Raw genomic sequence first — 20071 nt, 5'->3', positions numbered from 1 at the left:
CATCAACCCGCCCTGCCGCCTCAAGCGGCGGGCTCCTGTCCCTGATTATCGTGTCTCACGATAAGGGTGCACTTCAGGTGCACTTCACGGCACTGTCCCCGGATTACGCTTCGCTCCGTCCGGGCTACAGCGATTAGCGATAGCAGCGGAAATGGCCCGAGCGGGTGTAGTAGCCGCGGCAGCGATGGCCACGGTGCCAGCCGCGATTGGGAATGCCGAGCACGCCGTTGACCGCACCCACGGCACCGCCGACGCCGGCGCCAACGGCACCCCCAACCACGCCGCCGACCGGACCGGCGATCCGATTGCCCTCGTAGGCTCCCTCGTGCGCGCCGCGAACGATGCCCTGGGCATGTCCCAGATGAGGCATCGCAAGCAATGCAAGGATGATGGCGGCAGCCGCAAGCATGAGCCGCACCGGCGTGACATCAGGCAGCGCCAGCGTCTTGACCTTGGTCTTCTTCATCACAATTCCCAAAAATGCACGGCAAATTGTACCGTCAGGCGGGAGTGTGAAACGCCCTTGCGGCCAAATGGTTGCGCGTCTGTGACGAATTCGAGTCGTCCGCTCACAACTCGCGAAAAAGTCAGCAGGCCGGCGCCGGATTTCTCCGATGGCGCCTTGCTTGCGCCGCTCGTTATATTAACGATGCATAGCCGGGCTACTGGAACCCGAGCCGGATTCCGGGCATATTGGATGCCGGGGACGGAGAACCGCGGCGCTGCAATGGTAGGCCTGGAGGGCCAAGGTAAGATGCGTACGTTCCTCGTTGCTTTCACCGCCCTGACGCTGGCTTTTGCCGGCGCCGCACAGGCCAAAGTCGCCATCACCGTCGACAAGGATAACCAGCAGATGACCGTCGCGGTCGACGGCGTCGAGCGGTATCACTGGCCGGTCTCGACCGGCATCCCCTCCTACGAGACGCCGAACGGCAGCTACCGCACTTTCCGCATGGAGGAAGACCACTACTCCAAGGAATTCGACGACGCGCCGATGCCGCACTCGATCTTCTTCACCAAGATCGGGCACGCGATCCACGGCACCGACTCCGTCAACCGCCTCGGCAGCCCCGCCTCCCATGGCTGCGTGCGATTGTCGCGCGAACATGCGGCCACGCTCTACGCGCTGGTGCAGGAGCAAGGCGTGCTCAACGCCACGGTAACGCTGACCGGCTCCTCGCAGGTGGCGCTCGCGCGCAATCCGAAGCGCGGCAATGCCGCTGTCGCCCGCCGCGCGCCGCAGCAGTACGACCAGCAATATGACGCTGCCGCCGGCGATCCTGTGATGATCACGCCGCAACAGCAGCAGCAATTGCCGCAGGCCCGAGCCGACGACGGATACATCTATCCGGCCGACGGCAGCTCCAACGCGCAGATGTATCCGGCGCCGCGCAGCCGCCGCGTCTACGATACGCAGACCTACTATCGCCAGCCGCAGCAATATTCCGACCGCTACGCGCCGGCGCCGCAAGGCTATTACTACCCGCCACGCCCGCGCGGGTTCTTCACGTCCCAGGATTGACCAGCGCCGAGTTGGTCGAGACGTCGGAGCGGGATGGCTGCATCATCCCGCTCTTTATCTTTCTGCGCCTAATTTCTTTTTGCGCCTAATTTTTGCCTGCGCACGATCTTCGCGCAAACTCCTCGCATTCCCCTGAAAGTCCGCTTTACGCCGACGCCATCCTGCACGTCCGGATTCGTGCACGATCGCCATCAACACGCCTGCGTGAGCCCAAATTGACAACGCCCGCCGTGTCCGTATTGTGTCTAGTTGTTTCGCTGGATTTCCCATGACACAAGAAGAAATATCCGGTTTTTGCGTTGCTTCGCTCGCTAAAGTGCTGCGGATCGCGAAGGACCGGGTCAAGACCGATACCAAATTCAACCGACTCGGGCTCGATTCGGCGATGGTCGTCTATGTCATGATGGAACTCGAGGAGAAGCTCGACCTCGAGCTTTCGACCGACGACTTCTACGACTATCCGACCGTCGACGCGCTGTCGCGTTACCTCGCTGAAAAGCTCGCGGCCCGCTCCGCTGCCTGATCCTCACTACCGCCGGATATCATTGGCCAAGATGGAGACGTTTTCCTCGCTGGTGGCGCTGCTGGCAAAGCGGGCGGAAACGCAGCCCGATGCGCGCGCCTACATCTTCCTCTCCGACCGCGGGGCGGAGGAAGCCGTCCTCACCTTTCGCGAGCTACATGACGCCGCCCGCGCGCTGGCGGCGCGGCTTGGCGAAGTCACCCGGCCCGGCGATCGCGCGATGCTGGTGTTTCCGCCGGGGCTCGAATTCGTCGTCGCCTTCTTCGGCTGCCTGATCGCGCGCGTGATCGCGGTGCCGATGATGATGCCGCGGCGGCAGAGTGCGCGCGACTCCAGCGCCGCGATCATGGCCAATTGCGAACCTGCGATCGCGCTCACCAGTTCGGCCTTCGCCATCCGCGGCGATCTGCAGGAGCGATTTTCGCGCGAAGGCCTGCAGTGGCTGGCCGTCGATCTCGATACGACGCCAGCGCAGCCCGCAGCCGATCTGCCGCTTCCAGCGCGAGAGGATATCGCCTTCCTGCAATACACCTCGGGCTCGACGTCCGAGCCCAAGGGCGTCGCCGTCAGCCACGGCAACCTGCTCGCCAATCTGGAGATGATCCGCATCTCGCTCGGCAACACCGAGCGGTCGACCTATGTCAATTGGGTGCCGCTCTACCACGACATGGGGCTAATCCTGAACACGCTGGAGGCGCTCTATGTCGGTGCGCTCTGCGTGCTGATGGCGCCGAACGCCTTCACCCAGCGCCCGCTCAACTGGCTGCGCGCGATCAGCGATTATCGCGCCGAGGTCGCCTGCTGCCCGAATTTCGGCTACGACCTTTGCGTCAGCCGCTATCGCGCCGACCAGATGCAGGGCGTCGATCTCTCCTCCTGGAAGATTGCGCTCAACGGCGCCGAGCCGGTGCATGCCGAGACGATCAAGCAATTCATCGAGACCTTCGCCGCTCACGGCTTCGATCCTCGCGCCACCTTTCCGGCCTATGGCATGGCGGAAGCGACACTGCTGATCTCCGGCGGCAGCCGCGGCGCCGGCCACGTGACGCGGGATGTCAGCCGTGCAGCGCTGCAGGCGCATCGGGCCGAAGCGCCGGCTGACGCGGCGGACAGCCAGATGCTGGTCGGCTGCGGCCGCGCGCTCGAAGGCGAGCGGATCGCGATCGTCGATCCCGACACCTGCGCGCGGCTGCCCGTCGACCAGGTCGGCGAGGTCTGGGTGAACGGTGCTAATGTCGCGGGCGCCTATTGGAACAATCCGGAAGCGACCAAGGCCGGCCTGCATGCGCGCATCGCGGACGATGACGACAGCGCGAGCTGGCTGCGCACCGGCGACCTCGGCTTCCTCGATTCCGCCGGCGAACTCTTCATCACCGGACGGATCAAGGACCTGATCATCGTCAGGGGCATCAATCACTATCCGCAGGATATCGAGCGCACGGTGCAGGCGGCGCACACCGCGCTGCGGGCCAATTGCGGCGCGGCGTTCTCCGTCGGCGACGAGCACAGCGATGAAACGCTTGTTGTCGTGCAGGAGGTCGAGCGCACCGAGCGCAACAGGATCGACGGCGCCGAAATGAAGGGCCTGATCCGCGAGCACGTCACCGACCAGCACGAATTGTTCGCACGCCATATCGTGCTGATCCGGCCGGGCACGCTGCCGAAGACCACCAGCGGGAAGATCCAGCGCAGCCTGGCGCGCCGGCTGTGGTCCGAAGGCCGGTTCGAGGATCTCGCCGCGGACGCGGATTGACTCGCTCTTGCGGTCATCGTCCGGCTTGACCGGACGATCCAGTATTCCAGAGGCAGTAGTGCTTGAAGCCGAGAGGCCGCCGGTTACTGGATGCCCCGCCTTCGCGGGGCATGACAGGGAGAACGATCATCAGAAGTCGATCTTCGCCGCCTCGGCATCGCGGATGCTGGCGGCGATGCCTTCCATGATCTTGGTCGCGATGCTCGGGCGGTAGTGGATGAAATCCGCAAAATTCGCACGGTCGCGGGTCAGCGCGTTGTCGATGCGATAGTTGATGAAATTGCTGTTCGGCCGGCCGGCCACGACACGCTTCAGAGCCGCGTTACACGCCTCACGGTCCGCGGCGGCGGGCGTGCCGGGCTGCGGCATCTTGCTTTGCAGGGTCGGCGGCACGACGATGACGACACTGGTCTCGGCTGGAAGCCTCTTGACCAGCGCATCGAGCCGCGCGACGTCGGGAAGCGTCTCGCGCTCCGCGATGGTGGCCGCAGGCAGCGGATCGCGTGGCGGGCTGATTTCGCGGAAGGTGCCGGGCAGCCAGATGTCCTCGTAGCTGAAGAAGACGGTGGGATCCCTGCGATGGTGCCAGCCGAGGCCGATCGAGAAACGTTGGAACGTGTGCTCGATCGTGGTCCAGGACAGCAGGTGCGTCGCGTAGACGAGCGGGCTTTCGCTGTAGAGCCAATCGGGGAAGGTGCCCGGCGGCGATTGGATGGGGACGTGATGGCACCACCAGGGATCGACGACGAACACAAATGCGCCCACCCGCTTGTGATGCTTCAGGAAAAAATCGACCAGCATGAGCTGCTCGTGCGGATTGGCGCCGGTCATGTAGAGCTGCACGAAGCGCAGGCCGGTCGCCTTTGACAGCTCCGTCGGTTCAAGCATCTGCGCGGTCGAATTGCCGATGATGGCGGAATCGAAATTGGGATCGCGCGCGCGGCTGGCCGCCGAGGTGAGCGTGTTGCGATCGTTGACGCCATCGATGCCGAGCACGCCGAACCTTCCGCTGTCATAGGGGTCGACCAGGATCATCAGCGCGTAGAGCAGCACCAAGCCGCCAACGAGCGTGCCGACGCAGTTGGCCAGGCAGCGGCCCCATTCGGGCGACGTGTCAGAACTGGTAGTAAGCGAAGCCACGAACGTTCCCTTCTCCGAGCACGATCAGGATGGCGAGCAGGCCGAGGCCGGCCACCGCGCCAAGCCAGGGGCGCGGCCGCTGCATCACGCGTTCGACGATGTCCTGGGTTGCCGGCAGCAGGAACGCCATCAGCGGAACGACCACGAGCGGCCACAGATGCTTGCCCTCCGACAGATTGGGCGGCACGGCGAGGCCGTGGAAGATGTTCAACGCTGCATCCAGCGTGCCGGCGCGGAAGAACACGCCGGTCAGCAGCACGAAAATCACCGTCAGCGCCCATCCGACGAGCGCAGGCAGCCGCGGCCCGTAGCGGCGCCACAGCGAGCAGACGACCAGCGCCAGGCCATGCAGCGTGCCCCACAGCACGAAGGTCCAGCTCGCGCCATGCCAGAGGCCGCACAGCGCCATGGTCAGCACCATCACCGCGAAATATTGCAGTTGGTAGAAGCGCCGCGGCACCATGCGCTTATTGGCGAGCGGAAAGAACAGGTATTCGCGCAGGAACGTCATCAAGGTGATGTGCCAGCGCTGCCAGAAATCCTGGATGCTGGTGGAACGGAACGGCGCATCGAAATTGTACGGCAGCTTGACGCCGAACAGCAGGCCGAGCCCGACCGCGATGTCGGAATAGCCGGCGAAGTCGTAGAGGATCTGGATGGCGAAGGCGAGCGCCAGCCATGCGTCGCCATTGCTCACCGGACCTTCAAGCGCCCGCGCATAGATCGGATCGATCAACCGCGCGATGCGGTCGCCGAGCAGGATCTTTTCGACGAGCCCGATCAGGATGAAGGCGATGCCGATGCAGAATTGGCGCTGCCAGCCCGGCGCATAGACCTTCTTGCCGAACTGCTCCATCACCTGCGACCAGCGCACCAGCGGCCCGGCAAGCGCTTGCGGGAAGAAGGAGATGTAGAGCGCGTAGCGGTTCAGCGAATAGGTCGGCGCCTTTCCCTTGCGCAGGTCGACCAGATACATGATGTGGTGGAAGGTGAAGAAGGAGATGCCGAGCGGCAGCACGATGTCGAGCACCGGCATCGGCCGGCCCAGCGCAAGGCCGATATTGTAGGCGAGGAAGTTGGCGTATTTGAACCAGCCGAGGACGGCGAGATTGGCGACGATTGCGGCGGTGATGATCCACGACATCTTGGTCCTGGCATACGTCATCGCCGCGAACCAGTTGACCAGGATCGACAGGATCAGGAGCAGGACGAAGGGCGGATTGCCGTAGGCGTAGAAGACCAGCGACATCGCGACCAGCGTCCAGATCCGCCATTGCGGATGCGGATCGACCAATCGATAGATCAGGATTGCCGCTGGCAGGAAGCCCAGCAGGAAGGGGTAGTCGTTGAACAGCATCAGCCGGCGATCTCAGGCATGACCCGGGTTACTCACCTTATCCGCCGGAAGCCGACGACTATCCGTGCTCGAGCTCGGCCAGTTCGGGCGCCGGCTCGTGCAGCCGGCGCAGCGCGATCTTCTCCGCACTCGGCACCTTGACATTCCAGGCCAGTCCCAGCGCGGCGAGCAATCGGATGAAGAGATAGCCCGGATCGAATTCGAACCATCGCAACCCGAACGCCGCCGAATAAGGGAAGGCATGGTGATTGTTGTGCCACCCCTCGCCCCACGCCAACCATGCCATTACGCCGAGATTGCGGCTGTTGTCACCCCTGGTGCGGTAGGGACGTGCGCCGAATGTGTGCATGACGGAGTTGATCGCCGACATCGCCTGTTCGACCGCGAACATGCGCACCACGCCGCCCCAGAGGAACCCGGCTACCGCGCTCCACAGGCTGCCAGCGACGAGCCCGCCAATGGCGGTCGGGATCAACAGCCCCAGCAGCACCCAGACGTAATAATAGCTGTTGACCCGGACCAGCGTCGGCTGCGCCATCAGGTCCGGAACGTAGTGGGCGACGTTCGGATAATCATGCTCGATCATCCAGGTCAAATGCGCATGCAGGAAGCCGCGCAGGCGGCCGGGGAAGCTCTCGCCATGCAGATTGGGCGAATGCAGGTCGCCATCGTGATCGCTGACCTCATGGTGGCGACGATGCATGGCGGCCCAGGATACCATCGGCCCCCGCCCAGCCATCGAGCCCATGATGATCAGCATCGCGCTCACCGCCGTGCCGGTCGCGAAGGCGCGGTGCGTGAACAACCGGTGATAGCCGACGGTGAGGCCGAGGCCCGTGACCAGCCACATCCCAAAAAACAGGCTGATTTCGAGCGCCCCGATGGGGCGGTAGAACAAGGCCGCAACCGCGATCAATGTCCCGATGAATGGCAAAACATCAAACAGGATGAAATGCCGCCGCTGCAATCGATGAAAATGCCGGCTCCGGATAATCCGATGGTCGCGCATGACTAATGGAACAATTGGGAAACAAGTTCCATCAGTATAGAGTCCGCCCCCGTGCCGCAACCGTTGCGGCGGGTTGTGGCGCCAAACCGCGAACGCGGGCGGCGGGTGTTGCAAAAATATCGAGCTCACTACTCGCCGTCGCGCAATCGCCGGTAAACCGCGCCCAGGATGTTGGAATAATCGTCGGTCCAGACCTGCTGCTTTTCATCGGCCTCGGTCTCGCTCCACTGGTCGGACGAGGCGAGCTTGCCGACATCGTCCTCCTCGCGTGCGGAGATTACCACCGAGGTCGAGAAAATGTATTCGCTGTCGCGGCCGGAATCCTCGCTGTAGACCCAGCTCTTGAGGTCGTTGGCTTCGGCAATGCCGACCACGACGCTGGAAAGCTCGAGGTGGCGGTTGGAGACATGCATCACCACCGCGCCCTGTGGCGCCAGCTTCGCCTTGTAAATCGCCATCGCCTCCTCCGTCGCCAGATGGATCGGGATCGCGTCGGATGAATAGGCATCGACGATGATGAGGTCGTAGATGCCATCCGGCTCGCGGGCGAAGGTGAGCCTGGCATCGCCGATCACCGGCTTCAGATCGGGGGCGCAATTCTGGATGTAGGTGAAATACTTCGGATCGCGCGCGGTATCGACCATGGTCTGGTCGATCTCGAAGAACTTCCATTGCTCGCCCGGCTCCGCGGCGCAAGTGAGCGTGCCTGAGCCGAGCCCGATCACGGCGACCCTGAGCGGAGCGCCCTTGCGCTCGCGCATCGCCGTGATCGCCTGCCCGATACCGCCGTCCTTGTGATAATAGGTGATGGGTTCGGGCCGCCCGGTTGCCGGCGTGCCGTCGTCATTCTTGAATCGTTCGGCGCCGTGAATGGTGGTGCCATGCATCAGCACGTGATACTGGCCGTTCGGCGTCACCACGATTTTGTGCACGCCGAAGAAGCTGCGCACGGTCTCGACCCGCCCTTCATCGGAGGGGTAAGCGCGTAACAGCAGCAGCGCGACCACGACGGTGGCGAAGATCTTCCAGCGGCTGGCGTTGACCGCGAGCGCCAGCAGCGCCGAAAGCACGCCGACCGCGCCGATCACCCACGCCCGCCGCTCGTCGAACCAGTTGAACAGCGTCCCGGTTGAATAGGACGGCGCGATCAGCGCCACCGCGAGCACGGCAAGGAACGGCCAGTACCAGGCGCTCCAGCGCGGCAGCCGCTCATCCCCGGAAGGCCGGCACAGCGCGGCGAGCGCAAGCAGGATCGGGTATTCGGCCACCCAGGAGAAGGTGAAGGGCGCGATCAGGCCTGCGAACAGGCCACCGACCATGCCGCCGAACGACAGCGCGACGTAGAAGCCGGTAAGGTATTTTGCCGCCGGCCGGGTCCGCGCCAATTCGCCATGGCTGGCCATCGCGATGATGAAGAAGCAGAGCTGATGGCCGCCGAGCGTCAGCAGCAGATTCTGTTCGCCACCGACCGCAAGCAGGATGACGACGCCCGCGATCGCGAGCGGCTGCAGCATCAGCATCCATTTGTGCGGAAACAGCGGGCGCGACTGGAACACCAGCACCCAGGTCAAGAGGTAAAGCGACAGCGGCAAGACCCAGAGCAGCGGCGCTGCGGCGACGTCGGTCGAGATATGCGCGGTCACCGCGATCAGAAGGCCCGAGGGCACCGCGGCCAGGAAGATCCAGCGCAAGCGCAGCAGCCAGGAGGGCGCGGGCGCATCGGCATCATCGGCCGGCAAATTCAGCGCTGCCGCGCTCGCAGGCGAACGCAACAGCAGCACGCCGCAGCTCGCGATCAGCAGGATCAACAGGCCATAGCCACCGGTCCAGATCAGGTTCTGCGTGCGCAGCGTGAACATCGGCTCCAGCAGCACCGGATAGGACAACAGCGCGAGGAAGCTGCCGATGTTCGAGGATGCGTAGAGGAAGTACGGATCGGGACCGTTGGGATGGCCGGTGCGCACGAACCAGGCCTGCAGCAGTGGGTTGTTGGCAGCGAGCGCGAAGAACGGCAGGCCGATCGAGACCGCGAACAGGCCGAGCAACCAGAACGCGTAACCTGATGTCGGCGGATCACCCCAGCCGCTCCGGATCGCAAGCGGCAGCGTCAGCACGGCCGCGACCAAAAGCAGCAGATGCACCGCGACCGGAGCGGCGCGGTTGTTCATCTTCATCAGGTAATGCGCGTAGGCGTAGCCTGCGAGCAGCAGCGACTGGAAGAACACCATCGCCACCGACCACACCGCCGGCGAGCCGCCGAGCCGCGGCAGCACCATCTTGGTGAACAGCGGCTGCACCGAGAACAACAGGAGCGCACTGACGAAGATCGCTGTGGTGTAGGCGATCAATACCAGCCGGTTTCGCGCGGCGGACGGCTTAGAAATCATGAAAGCTCCGGCTTGGGTCCGGCGGACGCCGGCGAGATTTCCGGCGAATGCACGCCAGAGGTTTCAATTGAGCATATGGCAGCATGGCCGGCAATGTAACCAGGTAACGTGGACTTGACGATGTGCCGGCGCGGAACAGCAGCACGCCGACATGACGGTTTCATAACTGGGTACCTCGCCATGCCACCGCTCTCTCCCCCGTCATTGCGAGCGCAGCGAAGCAATCCATAGCGCCGCAAGTGGAGACGTGGATTGCTTCGCTGCGCTCGCAATGACGGAGGCTGTCATTCCGGGGCGATGCGAAGCATCGAACCCGGAATCCATTTCGCTGCCTGCGCCTGCGGCCTGATGGATTCCGGGCTCGCGCCAAGAGGCGCGCCCCGGAATGACAGAGGAGAGTGTAGCGGCTAGTTCGTCGGCATCACGTAGGCGTAGATGCGGCCGCGAGAGACTGAGGCTTCACGGACGCGGTTGCCGTTGTTGCCGGAGATCATGATCGGATTTCCCTTGGCGTCGATGCCGGTGATGATGCCGACATGGCCGCCGCGGCGTCCCCGCGACATCACGGCGATGGCGCCAACCTGTGGGCCGGAGACACGCTGCCCATAGCGGGCGAACGAGCTCGCCATGTCGGAGCCGGTGCCGCGATAACCCGAATGCTGCAGCACCAAGTTCATGAACCGCGCGCACCACAGGCTGCCGCGACTGGTCGGATTGCCGCCGAGGTGACGGCGGGCTTCATCGACGATGTTCGATGAACCGAGGCTTGCCGCCTGCTGAGGCTCCGGCGACAGGCTCGCATTGCTGTCGGCAAGACCCTGCGCCTGCATCTGCGCCACGCCGCGCTCCCAGCGCGAGGCACGCGTCATGTGGCGGTGACGATGATGCGCATAGTGATGCTTGGCATGATGACCGGCATGATAGGCCCTCGCGTGGCGCCCTGCGCCGTGATGAGGCCGTGCCGAAGCGGGAGAGACGGAGACGACGATTATCGTCGAACACAACGCCAGTGCCAGAACTCGAAACAACCGGCGGAACGCACGTAACTGAACCATACTTCCCATTTTTTCCTTCTGTTACACCCCCGTTTTCCCAGGCGCGCCCGTCTGTGGATGACATCTGGATGCAGGCGCGGTGCGTTTTGTGCCGCTCAATGTGGCAAGACAAAGATTTCGTGCCGCGCTGCGGCGAAAAATTGCAGGACGATTTCACGAACATTTGGAGGCGAAAAAGGAAACGATGCCGCCGCATTGCAGCCGTGAAGGTTAATTGCGATCCTCGCTGCGCAGGCTCACAAGAAGGAAAACGTTAAAATGCCCTATGCCGTCGCCAAGGATAATGTCCGCCTCTATTTCGAAGAGGTTGGGAGCGGGACGCCGATCATCTTCCTGCACGAGTTCGCGGCCGATCACACCAATTGGGAGCCGCAGATGCGCTATTTCTCGCGCGGCCACCGCTGCATCGCCTATTCCGCGCGCGGCTACACGCCCTCCGACGTTCCGCCATCGGCCGAGGTCTACAGCTACAAGCATTTCTACACCGATGCGCTCGCGGTGCTCGATCATCTCGATATCGCACGCGCACATTTCGTCGGGCTGTCGATGGGCTCCTATTCGTCGCTGCAGGTTGCGCTCAATGCGCCCGAGCGCGCATTGTCGATGACGCTCGCCGGCGTCGGCTCCGGCTCAAGTCTCGAAAACCTCGACGCCTTCCGCGCCCAATGCCGCGCCAATGCCGAGCAATATGAAACTATCGGATCGGCCGAAGTCGCCAAGGTGACGCGCGAGGCGCCGGGCCGGATTCCGTTCCTCGTCAAGGATCCGCGCGGCCATGCCGATTTCTATGCCGCGCTCGCGCGCCACGATGCCAAGGGATCGGCCAACAGCATGCGCAGTTTTCAAGGCGCGCGACCATCGATCTACACCATGGCAGAAGCGATCGGACGCGTGCCGACGCCAGCGCTGATCATCTGCGGCGACGAGGACGACAATTGCGTCGAGCCGAGCCTGTTCCTGAAGAAGCATTTGTCAGCGGCGGGGCTGACGTTCTTCCCGAAATCGGGACACGTGCTCAATCTCGAGGAGCCGGCGCTGTTCAACGAGATGGTCGAGCGGTTCATCGCGCTGGTGGAAGCGGGCCGATGGTTGCCGCGCGATCCGAGGTCGATGGTGGCCTAGCTGTCATTCCGGGGCACGCGAAGCGTGAGCTATGATGTGCAATTGCACATCATAGAATCCATTGGGCAGCGTGACCTGCCGCCCAATGGATTCCGGGCCTGCGCCTTCGGCGCATCCCGGAATGACGAGGCAGGAGCGCGCGGCAACAGTCTAAGCCGTCATTCCGGGGCGCGCGGAGCGCGAGCTATGATGTGCAATTGCACATCAGAGAATCCATCGGGCCGCAGAGTTCGTGGATGAATGGATTCCGGGTTCGCGCTTTGCGCGCCCCGGAATGACGGGGAGAGAGCTCAGCGTCCCTTGCCGCCCCTGCTCAGCAGGAACACACCCTGCTCGCCGAACATGTTCCAGACCCACCAGGGCAGGTTCAGCGGCACCGGGCGGCCGTAGAGGTCGAGCGCGACTGCGCGCTCCATCTTGACGTGGATCTCGTCGCAGAGCTGGACGAAATCCTTGATGGTGCAGAAATGAATGTTGGGGGTGTCGTACCAGGTGGCGGGGAGGTTTTCGGTGCGCGGCATGTGCCCGCCGACCAGCAGCTGCAACCGCATCTTCCAGAAACCGAAATTCGGGAACGAGACGATGGCGCGGTGACCGATGCGCAGGAGATTTTCCAGTACCGCCTTCGGCTGCCGCGTCGCCTGCAGGGTCTGCGACAGGATCACGTAGTCGAACGCATCGTCGGCATAGTTGACGAGGTCGGTGTCGGCATCGCCCTGCACCACCGCGAGCCCCTTGGCGACGCAGTGGTTGACGCCTTCGCGCGACAGCTCGATGCCGCGGCCGTCGATGCCGCGGCTCTCCAGGAGCTGCAACAGATCGCCGTCGCCGCAGCCGACGTCGAGCACGCGCGAGCCGGGCTCCACCATTTCGGCGACCAGAACATGGTCCGGACGAAGGCTCGTACTCGCCTGCGGCGCCACGCCGGGCAGCGGTAGGGTTTGTTCCTGAAGCGCCATCACGCGACCCCCGCATCGCCGAGGCCGCGCGCCTTGCCGGCCGACTGCAGGAAAGCGCGGGAGATGTCGAAGAATTCGGGCACGTCGAGCAGGAAGGCGTCGTGGCCCTTGTCGGTCTCGATCTCCGCGAACGAGACCCGCGCGCTGGAGGCATTCAGCGCATGCACCAGCGCCCGCGCTTCCGAGGTCGGGAACAGCCAGTCGCTCGTGAACGACACCACACAGAACCGGGTCTTGATGCCGCGGAACGCCTTCGCCAGCACACCATTATGGTCGGCGGCGATGTCGAAATAGTCCATCGCCCGCGTCAGATAGAGGTAGCTGTTGGCATCGAAGCGCTCGACAAAGGACGAGCCTTGGTAGCGCAGATAGCTCTCGACCTGGAAGTCGGCATCGAAGGAGAATGTCGGCAGTTCGCGATCCTGCATCCGCCGCCCGAACTTGCGATGCAGCGCCGCGTCCGAGAGATAGGTGATATGCGCAGCCATGCGCGCAACCGCGAGCCCGCGATGCGGATGCGTGCCCTGATCGACATAGCGTCCGCCGCGCCAGTCCGGATCGGCCATCACGGCCTGCCGGCCGAGCTCATGAAAGGCGATGTTCTGCGCCGAGTGCCGCGTCGAGCAGGCGATCGCGAGCGTCGAGAACACGCGCTCCGGATAGGCCGCGGCCCATTGCACCGCCTGCATGCCGCCCATGGAGCCGCCGACCACCGAGAACAGCGTCTCGATGCCGAGCCGGTCGATCAGCATCGCTTGCGCGCGCACCATGTCGGGAATGGTGATGATCGGAAAATCCAGGCCCCACACCTTGCCGGTCGCGGGGCTGAGCGAGGCAGGGCCGGTCGAGCCCATGCAGCCGCCAAGCACGTTGGAGCAGATGATGAAGTACTTGGAGGGGTCGAGCGGACGGCCAGGGCCGACCATGGTCTCCCACCAGCCGGGCTTGCCCGTCACCGGATGCAAATTGTTGACATGCTGGTCGCCGGTCAGCGCGTGGCAGACCAGAATGGCGTTGGAGCGCTCGGCATTGAGTTCGCCATAGGTCTGGTAGGCGATCTGGAACGGCGCGAGGTCGATGCCGCAGTCGAGCTTCAACGGCTGATCCATGCCGAACTTTGCTACCGGCGAGGACGGATGATCGGCCTCATGGGCGCGGTCCTCACCCTGGATCGACGGACTCTTGATCGACTGCACCTTGGTCATTGCGGCCCCTTCCTCCGACGCGGAGGTCCCGGACAGAAATCAGGCCATAAAAAAACCCGGCCTGAACAAAGGTTCGGCCGGGATCGATCTGTCCCCGGCCTGTTTAGCAAGTTCTTTAACGTGGCTGCAAGCCGGCCGGCTCAAATGACCACGGAACGCTGGAAAAGTAGTCCCTTACCCGCCCTGCGTCAAGGCAACCGGGGCCGTTAACCTAACCGTGACCTTGAGGCTGAGCTTGCGCCGTCTGGCCCCATGGGACAGAACGGGGGCTCGCACTTCTCCCTCTCCCCGCTCTTGCGGGGCCGGGACGAGCGGAGCTCGCCCTGAGAGGGTTGGGGTGAGGGGCTTTCTCCGCTAACAAGGTAACAGACGGACTCGCGGAGAGTCCCCCTCACCCGAAATTCAAGCTCGCTTGAATTTCGACCTCTCCCCGCACGCGGGGGAGAGGTGAAGAGTTGGCTCCCTGATTGAAGAGAATTGACGGGCCCTAGCATGTCAAAAACGCCTCCGGCGCCGCCCTCGCTGGCCGAGTTGCGCAAAGAGATCGACGCGATCGATGAGCAGGTTCACCGCCTCTTGATGGCGCGTGGCGACATCATCGACCGCCTGATCAGGGTGAAGCAGACCCAGGAAGTCGGCTCCGCGTTCCGGCCGGCGCGCGAAGCCGCCATGATGCGCAGCCTGGTCGAGCGCCATCGGGGCATCCTGCCGCTTGACACCATCGAGAGCATCTGGCGCGTCATCATCTCGACGTTCACTTACGTCCAGGCACCGTTCTCGGTGCATGCCGATGTCTCGGTCGGCGAATCCATGATGCGGGATTCGGCGCGCTTCCATTTCGGCTTCGTGGTGCCCTACGTCTCGCATTTCAGCGCGCAGGCGGCGGTCGAAGCAGTGGCGAAATCGAAGGGCGACCTGGCGCTGGTGTCGGCCATTTCCAGCCGCACGCCATGGTGGATCGACCTCGAGGCCGAGGGCGCCCCGAAGATCATCGCGCGGCTGCCGTTCCTCGAGCGTGCCGATCATCCCGCAGCGCTGCCCGTGTTCGTGATCTCGCGCGTCGCCGACGATGCGATGGTGACCGAAGTCGAGATGTGGAGCGTGCGCGTCTCCGGCTGGAACGCCGAGATCGCCCGCGCGGTGGCGCCGCTCGCTGAAATCGTCGCGGTGCCGGACACCGCCTTCGACGGCGCAGCGCTTTTGGTATCGGTCGCCGGCCGCGGCTTCGAGGAGATCAAAATGGCCCTGATCCGCGCCGGGGCCTCGGTGCGCTCATCGGCCCTCGTCGGCAGCCACGCAACGCGCTATACGGTGCCCCCCGCCCCTAGAATCCGGAGCTAGAGAGTTAGAGATGTCCCGCCCCGTGCCGAATCCCGGCATCCTCGATATTGCGCCCTACACCCCCGGCAAAAGCCCGGTGGCCGAGCCGGGGCGCAAGATGTTCAAGCTTTCCGCCAACGAGACGCCGTTCGGCCCCTCGCCGAAGGCAATCGAGGCCTACAAGCACGCCGCCGAACATCTGGAGGACTATCCGGAAGGCACCTCGCGGGTGCTGCGCGAGGCGATCGGCCGCGCCTACGGCCTCGACCCGAACCGCATCATCTGCGGCGCCGGTTCGGACGAAATCCTCAACCTGCTCGCCCACACCTATCTGTGCGAAGGCTCGGAGGCGATCTCCACCACCCACGGCTTCCTGGTCTATCCGATCGCGACCAAGGCGAACGGTGCAAAGAACGTCGTCGTGCCGGAGACCGACTACACCGCCAGTGTCGATGCGATCCTTGAGGCGGTCACGCCGCGGACCAAGCTGGTCTGGCTCGCCAACCCGAACAACCCGACCGGCACCTATCTGCCGTTCGACGAGGTCAAGCGCTTGCGCGCCGGCCTGCCGTCGGACGTGCTGCTGGTGATCGACGCCGCCTATTCCGATTACGTGGTGCGCAACGACTATGGGCTCGGTCTTGAACTGTGTGCGACGACCGAGAACACGGTGATGACCCACACCTTCTCCAAGATCCACGGGCTCGCGGCGCTCCGCGTGGGCTGGATGTTCGGCCCGGCGCATATCGTCGATGCGGTGAACCGCATTCGCGGCCCCTTCAACGTTTCGAGCCCGGCGATGCTCGCGGCGGTGGCCGCGGTCGAGGACACCGCGCATGTCGAGATGTCCAGGGTGCACAACGAGACATGGCGGAGCTGGGTGACGGACGAGATCCGCAAGCTCGGGCTGAAGGTAACGCCGAGCGTCGCCAATTTCGTGCTGATCCATTTCCCGACCGAAAAGGGCAAGACCTCGGCTGACGCGGATGCGTTCCTCACCAAGCGCGGACTGGTACTGCGGGCATTGAACAATTACGGCCTGCCACACGCGCTGCGCATGACCATCGGCACCGAGGAGGCCAACCGCCTCGTAGTCGAGGGCCTGCACGACTTCATGGATCAGAAGTGAACGCCGCGCCGCACTTCCAGCGTATCGCGCTGATCGGCTTCGGCCTGATCGGCGGCTCGATCGCGCGCGGCGCGCGGGCGCAGGGGCTGGTCGGCGAGATCGTCACCACCGCGCGCTCGGAAAAGACGCGCGCGCGTGTCGCCGAGCTCGGCATCGTCGACCGCGTGGTGGAGACCAATGCGGAGGCGGTTGCGGACGCCGATCTCGTCATCCTCTGCATTCCCGTCGGCGCCTGCGGGCCCGTGGCGGCGGAGATCGCGCCTTACCTGAAGAAAGGCGCCATCGTTTCCGATGTCGGCTCGGTCAAGGGCGCCATCGTCAGGGACATGGGGCCGCATATTCCTGATGGTGTGCACTTCGTGCCGGCGCATCCGGTGGCCGGCACCGAGCATTCCGGGCCTGATTCCGGTTTTGCCGAGCTCTTCATCAACCGCTGGTGCATCCTGACGCCGCCTGAGGGCTCCGACGCGGGTGCGGTCGAAAGGCTGCGTGATTTCTGGGCCGCGCTCGGCGCCAAGGTCGAGATCATGACGCCGGATCATCATGACCTCGTGCTCGCGATCACCAGCCACCTGCCGCATCTGATCGCCTACACCATCGTCGGCACCGCCGACGAATTGGCGCAGGTGACGTCGTCGGAAGTGATCAAATTCTCCGCCGGCGGCTTCCGCGATTTCACCCGCATCGCGGCGTCCGATCCGACGATGTGGCGCGACGTGTTCCTGAGCAACAAGGACGCGGTGCTGGAGATGCTCGGCACCTTCAATGAGGACCTCTCCAAGCTGACGCGCGCGATCCGCCGCGGCGACGGCGAAGCGCTGTTCGATCACTTCACCCGAACCCGCGCCATCCGCCGCGGCGTCGTCGAGATCGGCCAGGATTCGGCCGCGCCGGACTTCGGCCGTCCGCATGCGAATCTGGAGAAGAAGGCGGAGTGACGCTCGTTGTCGTCATTGCGAGGAGCGCAAGCGACGAAGCAATCCATGCCTCCACAAGCGGCGGGATGGATTGCTTCGCTTCGCTCGCAATGACGGCAAGTGTCACCGATGCAGCGTCGCCCGCATCTTCACATGCGGCGTTCTCGCGCGGGGATAGACTGACATCATCGCGCGGCTGTCGACCACCGGCTTCGACATGCCGATGCCAAGATCGCTGTTCGGATGCACGAACGCTTCCATGCCGGGCTCATCCACGACCGGCTGCGCCGATGCGGGCGATGCCATCGATGCCGCGACATAGGCCGCCAGGCCAAACAGTCTGAACCTGATCATTGCTCTCTCCTTGCCATGACCCGCGGTTCTACGGATGTGCGGGCCTTCGCAAAGCAGGAGCGGACAGCAGGCGCTGGCATTCCCGGCGCACGCCGTGATCGCCATCACGCTTCGGCGATTGACGCTTTACTCGGCTTGTAGCCCGGATGGAGCGAAGCGCAATCCGGGGCAGCTTGCGGTGCGGGCTGAGACGTCCCGGGTTGCGCGGAGCCTGTCATCGGGCGCGCGTTCGCGCGACCGGTTGGCTTCACCCGGGCTACGGGTCAGAACAATGGCGGGACTTGTCCGACCTTGATCGGGCCGAGCAGCACCGCGCCGTCGACGAAGCGCAGCGGGAAGCTGCGCGCCTTCTTGCCTTCGAGCATGGCTTCGCTGCCGAGCGAATTGATGCTGGCGGCGACGCCGACATTGGCGTTCTGCTTCACCACCTTGCCGAGGCCGGGGATGGCACGGTCGAGCGCGCCGAAGAGATTGTTGAGGTCCTGCGTCTTCACGCCGGGCGCGACGCGGTCGAGCGTCGATTGCGGCACGCCTTCTTCCAGCATCTTCTCGATGCCCAGCGCCGGGATCACGCGCTCGAGGCCGGTGACCGTCATCTGCAATTCGCCTTCGATGCGGCCACTCGCGTTGAGGCTCAAGGTGCCCGCGGAGATCGCGATCATCTCGCCCTGCTGGATGCGCGACTGCACGATCTCGACATGGCCGCCGGCGGCCTGGATCTCGCGGAAGCGCTCCGGCCACGGTTTTGGCGTGAAATCCTTCAGGCCGGAAATCTTGGTGCGGATGTCGGCATCGAACGGCGTCGCCAGCACGGGATGCACGTCCTGCAGGCTGCCGCCGTTGATCTGCAGCGCGGTCTCGATCACCGGATTATCCACGGACGAGCCGTCGGCGAGACGGCCGTGCAGCTCGACGTGTGCAGCGCGGCCGAGCGGCGTCCGCACCGAGCCGTTGACGCGGTCGATCGCGGGATCGTCGAACACCAGCGAGCCGCGCTGCGGCACCGCCGGCAGGCCTGCCACGCTGGCGCGGCCGCTCCGCCAGTTCACGGCGAGCGACGGTAGCGCGCCGCGCTCGGCAAGCGTCGCCGGCGCCTTGAATTCGGCGATCACGCGTGTGGGGTCGTAGACCTGCGCCACCACCAGGATCTCGCCGAGCCGCGCGGTGAATGGCGTCTGCGCACCGGCCGTCTGCGAGATCAAGGTCACGCTGGCGTCCTCGCAGCGGATCTCGAGCCGGAAGGGGTAACCTGCCACCGATCGCTTGCCGCAATCGTAGACCCGGCCCGCCTTCGCCTCCTGCGCGCGCCAGGCATCGGCCTGCACCCACACCTGGGACGAGGCATAGAACCAGAACGCGCTCCACGCGATGGCGAGGATCAGCACGAGGACGGGGGCGGCAAAGAGACGCCAACGCGAGCGCCGGCGCGGCGCGGGGGTCATATCAGGCATGCGGTGACCTCTGACTGTCAATTTTGGCAAATCTAAGCGGGAAACCGCGGGCTTGTTTGAGCATGATCTCCACGCAAACGCTTCGCGTTTGTCGCGAGGGAAAACCGGTTCCCACTTTTCCGGATCATGCTGTAAAGCCCACGAAACCGCTTCGCTTCGCGTCGCGCTTTTGCTAGCCCTTGCGGCGATGTCCGCGCAACTCCTCTCCCCGCCCGAATCAGGTGACAACGACCTCTGGGTATTCGGTTACGGCTCCCTGATGTGGAAGCCGGGTTTCGATTTCGAGGAACAAATGGCGGCGCGGCTGATCGGCGAGCATCGCGCGCTCTGCGTGTATTCCTTCGACCATCGCGGCACGCCGGAAAAGCCGGGACTGGTGCTCGGGCTCGACCGCGGCGGCGCCTGCCGCGGCATAGCGTTCCGCGTCGCGGCGAAGCGGCGCACCGAGACGATCGCTTATCTGCGCGGCCGCGAGCAGACCACCAACGTCTATCGCGAGGTGCACCGCTCGGTGTGGCTCGAGGACGACCCGCGCTCGCGGGTGGCCGCGCTGACCTATGTGGTGGACCGCAGCCATGTGCAGTACGCCGGACGGCTGACGCTGGCCGACCAGCTCCGCTACGTGCAGCAGGGCCACGGCCGCTCCGGCAACAACCGCGACTATGTGCTCTCCACGGTGCTCGCGATCGAGAAACAGGGTTTTCGCGATCCGCAACTGCACAAGCTGGCGACGATGCTGCACGACGCACATCCGATCGAGCTGCCGCTACAGGAGGGAACGTAGCTAGAGCTTCTTGTTTTGACGCGTTTTCTTCACGCGAACCGGTGTCCACTTCGCTCGAAAACGCTCTAGGCCGTGTGGACTCTT

At 64.3% G+C, this 20071-nt stretch carries 18 protein-coding genes and 1 riboswitch; of the genes, 8 read left to right on the top strand and 10 right to left on the bottom strand.

The annotated features are described in order from the left end of the window. Nucleotides 1-133: 133 nt before the first annotated feature. Nucleotides 134-466 carry a hypothetical protein gene (locus tag AAFX91_RS24950; protein WP_394568331.1) on the bottom strand — a complete coding sequence of 111 codons (333 nt, stop codon included), beginning with the start codon at nucleotides 464-466 and terminating at the stop codon, nucleotides 134-136. 288 nt (nucleotides 467-754) lie between these two features. Between AAFX91_RS24950 and AAFX91_RS24945 the strand changes: the two genes are divergently transcribed. The 3 genes from AAFX91_RS24945 to AAFX91_RS24935 all read left to right on the top strand — a co-directional run bounded on the left by AAFX91_RS24945 (nucleotide 755) and on the right by AAFX91_RS24935 (nucleotide 3798). Continuing rightward, on the top strand, nucleotides 755-1522 hold the full coding sequence (locus AAFX91_RS24945) for a L,D-transpeptidase (RefSeq protein ID WP_394568329.1): 768 nt from the start codon (nucleotides 755-757) through the stop codon (nucleotides 1520-1522). Nucleotides 1523-1790: 268 nt separating this feature from the next. Next, nucleotides 1791-2045: an acyl carrier protein gene (locus tag AAFX91_RS24940; protein WP_282528332.1), complete on the top strand. Its 255-nt coding sequence runs from the start codon at nucleotides 1791-1793 to the stop codon at nucleotides 2043-2045. A 31-nt stretch (nucleotides 2046-2076) separates the two neighbouring features. Continuing rightward, entirely contained in the window at nucleotides 2077-3798 is a 1722-nt protein-coding gene (locus AAFX91_RS24935) for a fatty acyl-AMP ligase (RefSeq protein ID WP_394568327.1), read from the top strand. Between the two features lie 129 nt (nucleotides 3799-3927). On the opposite strand, the gene AAFX91_RS24930 is transcribed toward AAFX91_RS24935, so the two are convergent. The 5 genes from AAFX91_RS24930 to AAFX91_RS24910 form a co-directional block, all read right to left on the bottom strand. Continuing rightward, entirely contained in the window at nucleotides 3928-4938 is a 1011-nt protein-coding gene (locus AAFX91_RS24930; protein ID WP_394568325.1) for a hypothetical protein, read from the bottom strand. Continuing rightward, nucleotides 4913-6295 carry an MBOAT family O-acyltransferase gene (locus AAFX91_RS24925; RefSeq protein ID WP_394568323.1) on the bottom strand — a complete coding sequence of 461 codons (1383 nt, stop codon included), beginning with the start codon at nucleotides 6293-6295 and terminating at the stop codon, nucleotides 4913-4915. Before AAFX91_RS24925 ends, AAFX91_RS24930 begins: the two co-directional genes overlap by 26 nt. A 58-nt stretch (nucleotides 6296-6353) precedes the next feature. Beyond that, on the bottom strand, nucleotides 6354-7193 hold the full coding sequence (locus AAFX91_RS24920) for an acyl-CoA desaturase (RefSeq protein ID WP_394568321.1): 840 nt from the start codon (nucleotides 7191-7193) through the stop codon (nucleotides 6354-6356). A gap of 239 nt (nucleotides 7194-7432) precedes the next feature. Then, nucleotides 7433-9691 (bottom strand): fused MFS/spermidine synthase, encoded by a 2259-nt coding sequence (locus tag AAFX91_RS24915; RefSeq protein WP_394568319.1) that lies wholly within the window; start codon nucleotides 9689-9691, stop codon nucleotides 7433-7435. Nucleotides 9692-10098: 407 nt separating this feature from the next. Beyond that, entirely contained in the window at nucleotides 10099-10746 is a 648-nt protein-coding gene (locus AAFX91_RS24910; protein ID WP_394568333.1) for a TIGR02594 family protein, read from the bottom strand. Between the two features lie 258 nt (nucleotides 10747-11004). On the opposite strand from AAFX91_RS24910, the gene AAFX91_RS24905 reads away from it, so the two are divergent. Next, on the top strand, nucleotides 11005-11868 hold the full coding sequence (locus AAFX91_RS24905; RefSeq protein WP_394568317.1) for an alpha/beta fold hydrolase: 864 nt from the start codon (nucleotides 11005-11007) through the stop codon (nucleotides 11866-11868). Between the two features lie 290 nt (nucleotides 11869-12158). Here the strand turns inward: AAFX91_RS24905 and metW are convergent, their stop codons facing one another. Together metW and AAFX91_RS24895 are read right to left on the bottom strand one after the other, a co-directional pair. Continuing rightward, the gene (metW, locus tag AAFX91_RS24900) at nucleotides 12159-12827 is read right to left on the bottom strand and encodes a methionine biosynthesis protein MetW (RefSeq protein ID WP_130583220.1); all 669 of its coding nucleotides are present in this window, start codon (nucleotides 12825-12827) and stop codon (nucleotides 12159-12161) included. Continuing rightward, nucleotides 12827-14032 (bottom strand): homoserine O-acetyltransferase, encoded by a 1206-nt coding sequence (locus tag AAFX91_RS24895; protein WP_394568314.1) that lies wholly within the window; start codon nucleotides 14030-14032, stop codon nucleotides 12827-12829. The genes metW and AAFX91_RS24895 overlap by 1 nt, the downstream gene beginning before the upstream one ends. Nucleotides 14033-14114: 82 nt before the next feature. Further along, nucleotides 14115-14194: riboswitch (SAM riboswitch) on the bottom strand. Between the two features lie 330 nt (nucleotides 14195-14524). Between AAFX91_RS24895 and AAFX91_RS24890 the strand changes: the two genes are divergently transcribed. From AAFX91_RS24890 to AAFX91_RS24880, 3 genes are read left to right on the top strand one after another with little or no spacing between them, the layout of a single operon-like run. Beyond that, a complete protein-coding gene (locus AAFX91_RS24890) occupies nucleotides 14525-15373 on the top strand; it encodes a chorismate mutase (RefSeq protein ID WP_394568312.1) in 849 nt (282 codons plus the stop codon). Nucleotides 15374-15383: 10 nt separating this feature from the next. Then, nucleotides 15384-16481 carry a histidinol-phosphate transaminase gene (gene hisC / locus AAFX91_RS24885; RefSeq protein WP_394568310.1) on the top strand — a complete coding sequence of 366 codons (1098 nt, stop codon included), beginning with the start codon at nucleotides 15384-15386 and terminating at the stop codon, nucleotides 16479-16481. Further along, nucleotides 16478-17419, top strand: coding sequence for a prephenate/arogenate dehydrogenase family protein (locus AAFX91_RS24880; protein WP_394568308.1), 942 nt, complete (start codon nucleotides 16478-16480; stop codon nucleotides 17417-17419). The genes hisC and AAFX91_RS24880 overlap by 4 nt, the downstream gene beginning before the upstream one ends. A 102-nt stretch (nucleotides 17420-17521) precedes the next feature. Here the strand turns inward: AAFX91_RS24880 and AAFX91_RS24875 are convergent, their stop codons facing one another. Together AAFX91_RS24875 and AAFX91_RS24870 are read right to left on the bottom strand one after the other, a co-directional pair. Continuing rightward, entirely contained in the window at nucleotides 17522-17752 is a 231-nt protein-coding gene (locus tag AAFX91_RS24875; RefSeq protein WP_130583215.1) for a hypothetical protein, read from the bottom strand. Nucleotides 17753-18015: 263 nt separating this feature from the next. Continuing rightward, a complete protein-coding gene (locus tag AAFX91_RS24870; RefSeq protein WP_394568306.1) occupies nucleotides 18016-19203 on the bottom strand; it encodes a DUF2125 domain-containing protein in 1188 nt (395 codons plus the stop codon). 187 nt (nucleotides 19204-19390) lie between these two features. Between AAFX91_RS24870 and AAFX91_RS24865 the strand changes: the two genes are divergently transcribed. Continuing rightward, nucleotides 19391-19987: a gamma-glutamylcyclotransferase gene (locus AAFX91_RS24865; protein WP_130583695.1), complete on the top strand. Its 597-nt coding sequence runs from the start codon at nucleotides 19391-19393 to the stop codon at nucleotides 19985-19987. The last annotated feature ends 84 nt before the right edge of the window (nucleotides 19988-20071 follow it).

Origin of the sequence: Bradyrhizobium sp. 31Argb (assembly GCF_043638955.1) — a bacterium.
GTDB lineage: Bacteria > Pseudomonadota > Alphaproteobacteria > Rhizobiales > Xanthobacteraceae > Bradyrhizobium.
Note: the sequence above shows the minus strand (reverse complement) of the source record. Positions and strands in the feature narration are given on the sequence as shown.

Excerpts from the sequence above, each read along its gene's own strand:
- AAFX91_RS24865 (WP_130583695.1), top strand. The coding sequence starts at position 19,391 with ATGTCCGCGCAACTCCTCTCCCCGCCCGAATCAGGTGACAACGACCTC.
- AAFX91_RS24905 (WP_394568317.1), top strand. The coding sequence starts at position 11,005 with ATGCCCTATGCCGTCGCCAAGGATAATGTCCGCCTCTATTTCGAAGAG.
- AAFX91_RS24925 (WP_394568323.1), bottom strand. The coding sequence starts at position 6,295 with ATGCTGTTCAACGACTACCCCTTCCTGCTGGGCTTCCTGCCAGCGGCA.
- AAFX91_RS24940 (WP_282528332.1), top strand. The coding sequence starts at position 1,791 with ATGACACAAGAAGAAATATCCGGTTTTTGCGTTGCTTCGCTCGCTAAA.
- AAFX91_RS24910 (WP_394568333.1), bottom strand. The coding sequence starts at position 10,746 with ATGGTTCAGTTACGTGCGTTCCGCCGGTTGTTTCGAGTTCTGGCACTG.
- metW (WP_130583220.1), bottom strand. The coding sequence starts at position 12,827 with ATGGCGCTTCAGGAACAAACCCTACCGCTGCCCGGCGTGGCGCCGCAG.
- AAFX91_RS24870 (WP_394568306.1), bottom strand. The coding sequence starts at position 19,203 with ATGCCTGATATGACCCCCGCGCCGCGCCGGCGCTCGCGTTGGCGTCTC.
- AAFX91_RS24915 (WP_394568319.1), bottom strand. The coding sequence starts at position 9,691 with ATGATTTCTAAGCCGTCCGCCGCGCGAAACCGGCTGGTATTGATCGCC.
- hisC (WP_394568310.1), top strand. The coding sequence starts at position 15,384 with ATGTCCCGCCCCGTGCCGAATCCCGGCATCCTCGATATTGCGCCCTAC.
- AAFX91_RS24950 (WP_394568331.1), bottom strand. The coding sequence starts at position 466 with ATGAAGAAGACCAAGGTCAAGACGCTGGCGCTGCCTGATGTCACGCCG.
- AAFX91_RS24890 (WP_394568312.1), top strand. The coding sequence starts at position 14,525 with ATGTCAAAAACGCCTCCGGCGCCGCCCTCGCTGGCCGAGTTGCGCAAA.
- AAFX91_RS24945 (WP_394568329.1), top strand. The coding sequence starts at position 755 with ATGCGTACGTTCCTCGTTGCTTTCACCGCCCTGACGCTGGCTTTTGCC.
- AAFX91_RS24895 (WP_394568314.1), bottom strand. The coding sequence starts at position 14,032 with ATGACCAAGGTGCAGTCGATCAAGAGTCCGTCGATCCAGGGTGAGGAC.
- AAFX91_RS24875 (WP_130583215.1), bottom strand. The coding sequence starts at position 17,752 with ATGATCAGGTTCAGACTGTTTGGCCTGGCGGCCTATGTCGCGGCATCG.
- AAFX91_RS24935 (WP_394568327.1), top strand. The coding sequence starts at position 2,077 with ATGGAGACGTTTTCCTCGCTGGTGGCGCTGCTGGCAAAGCGGGCGGAA.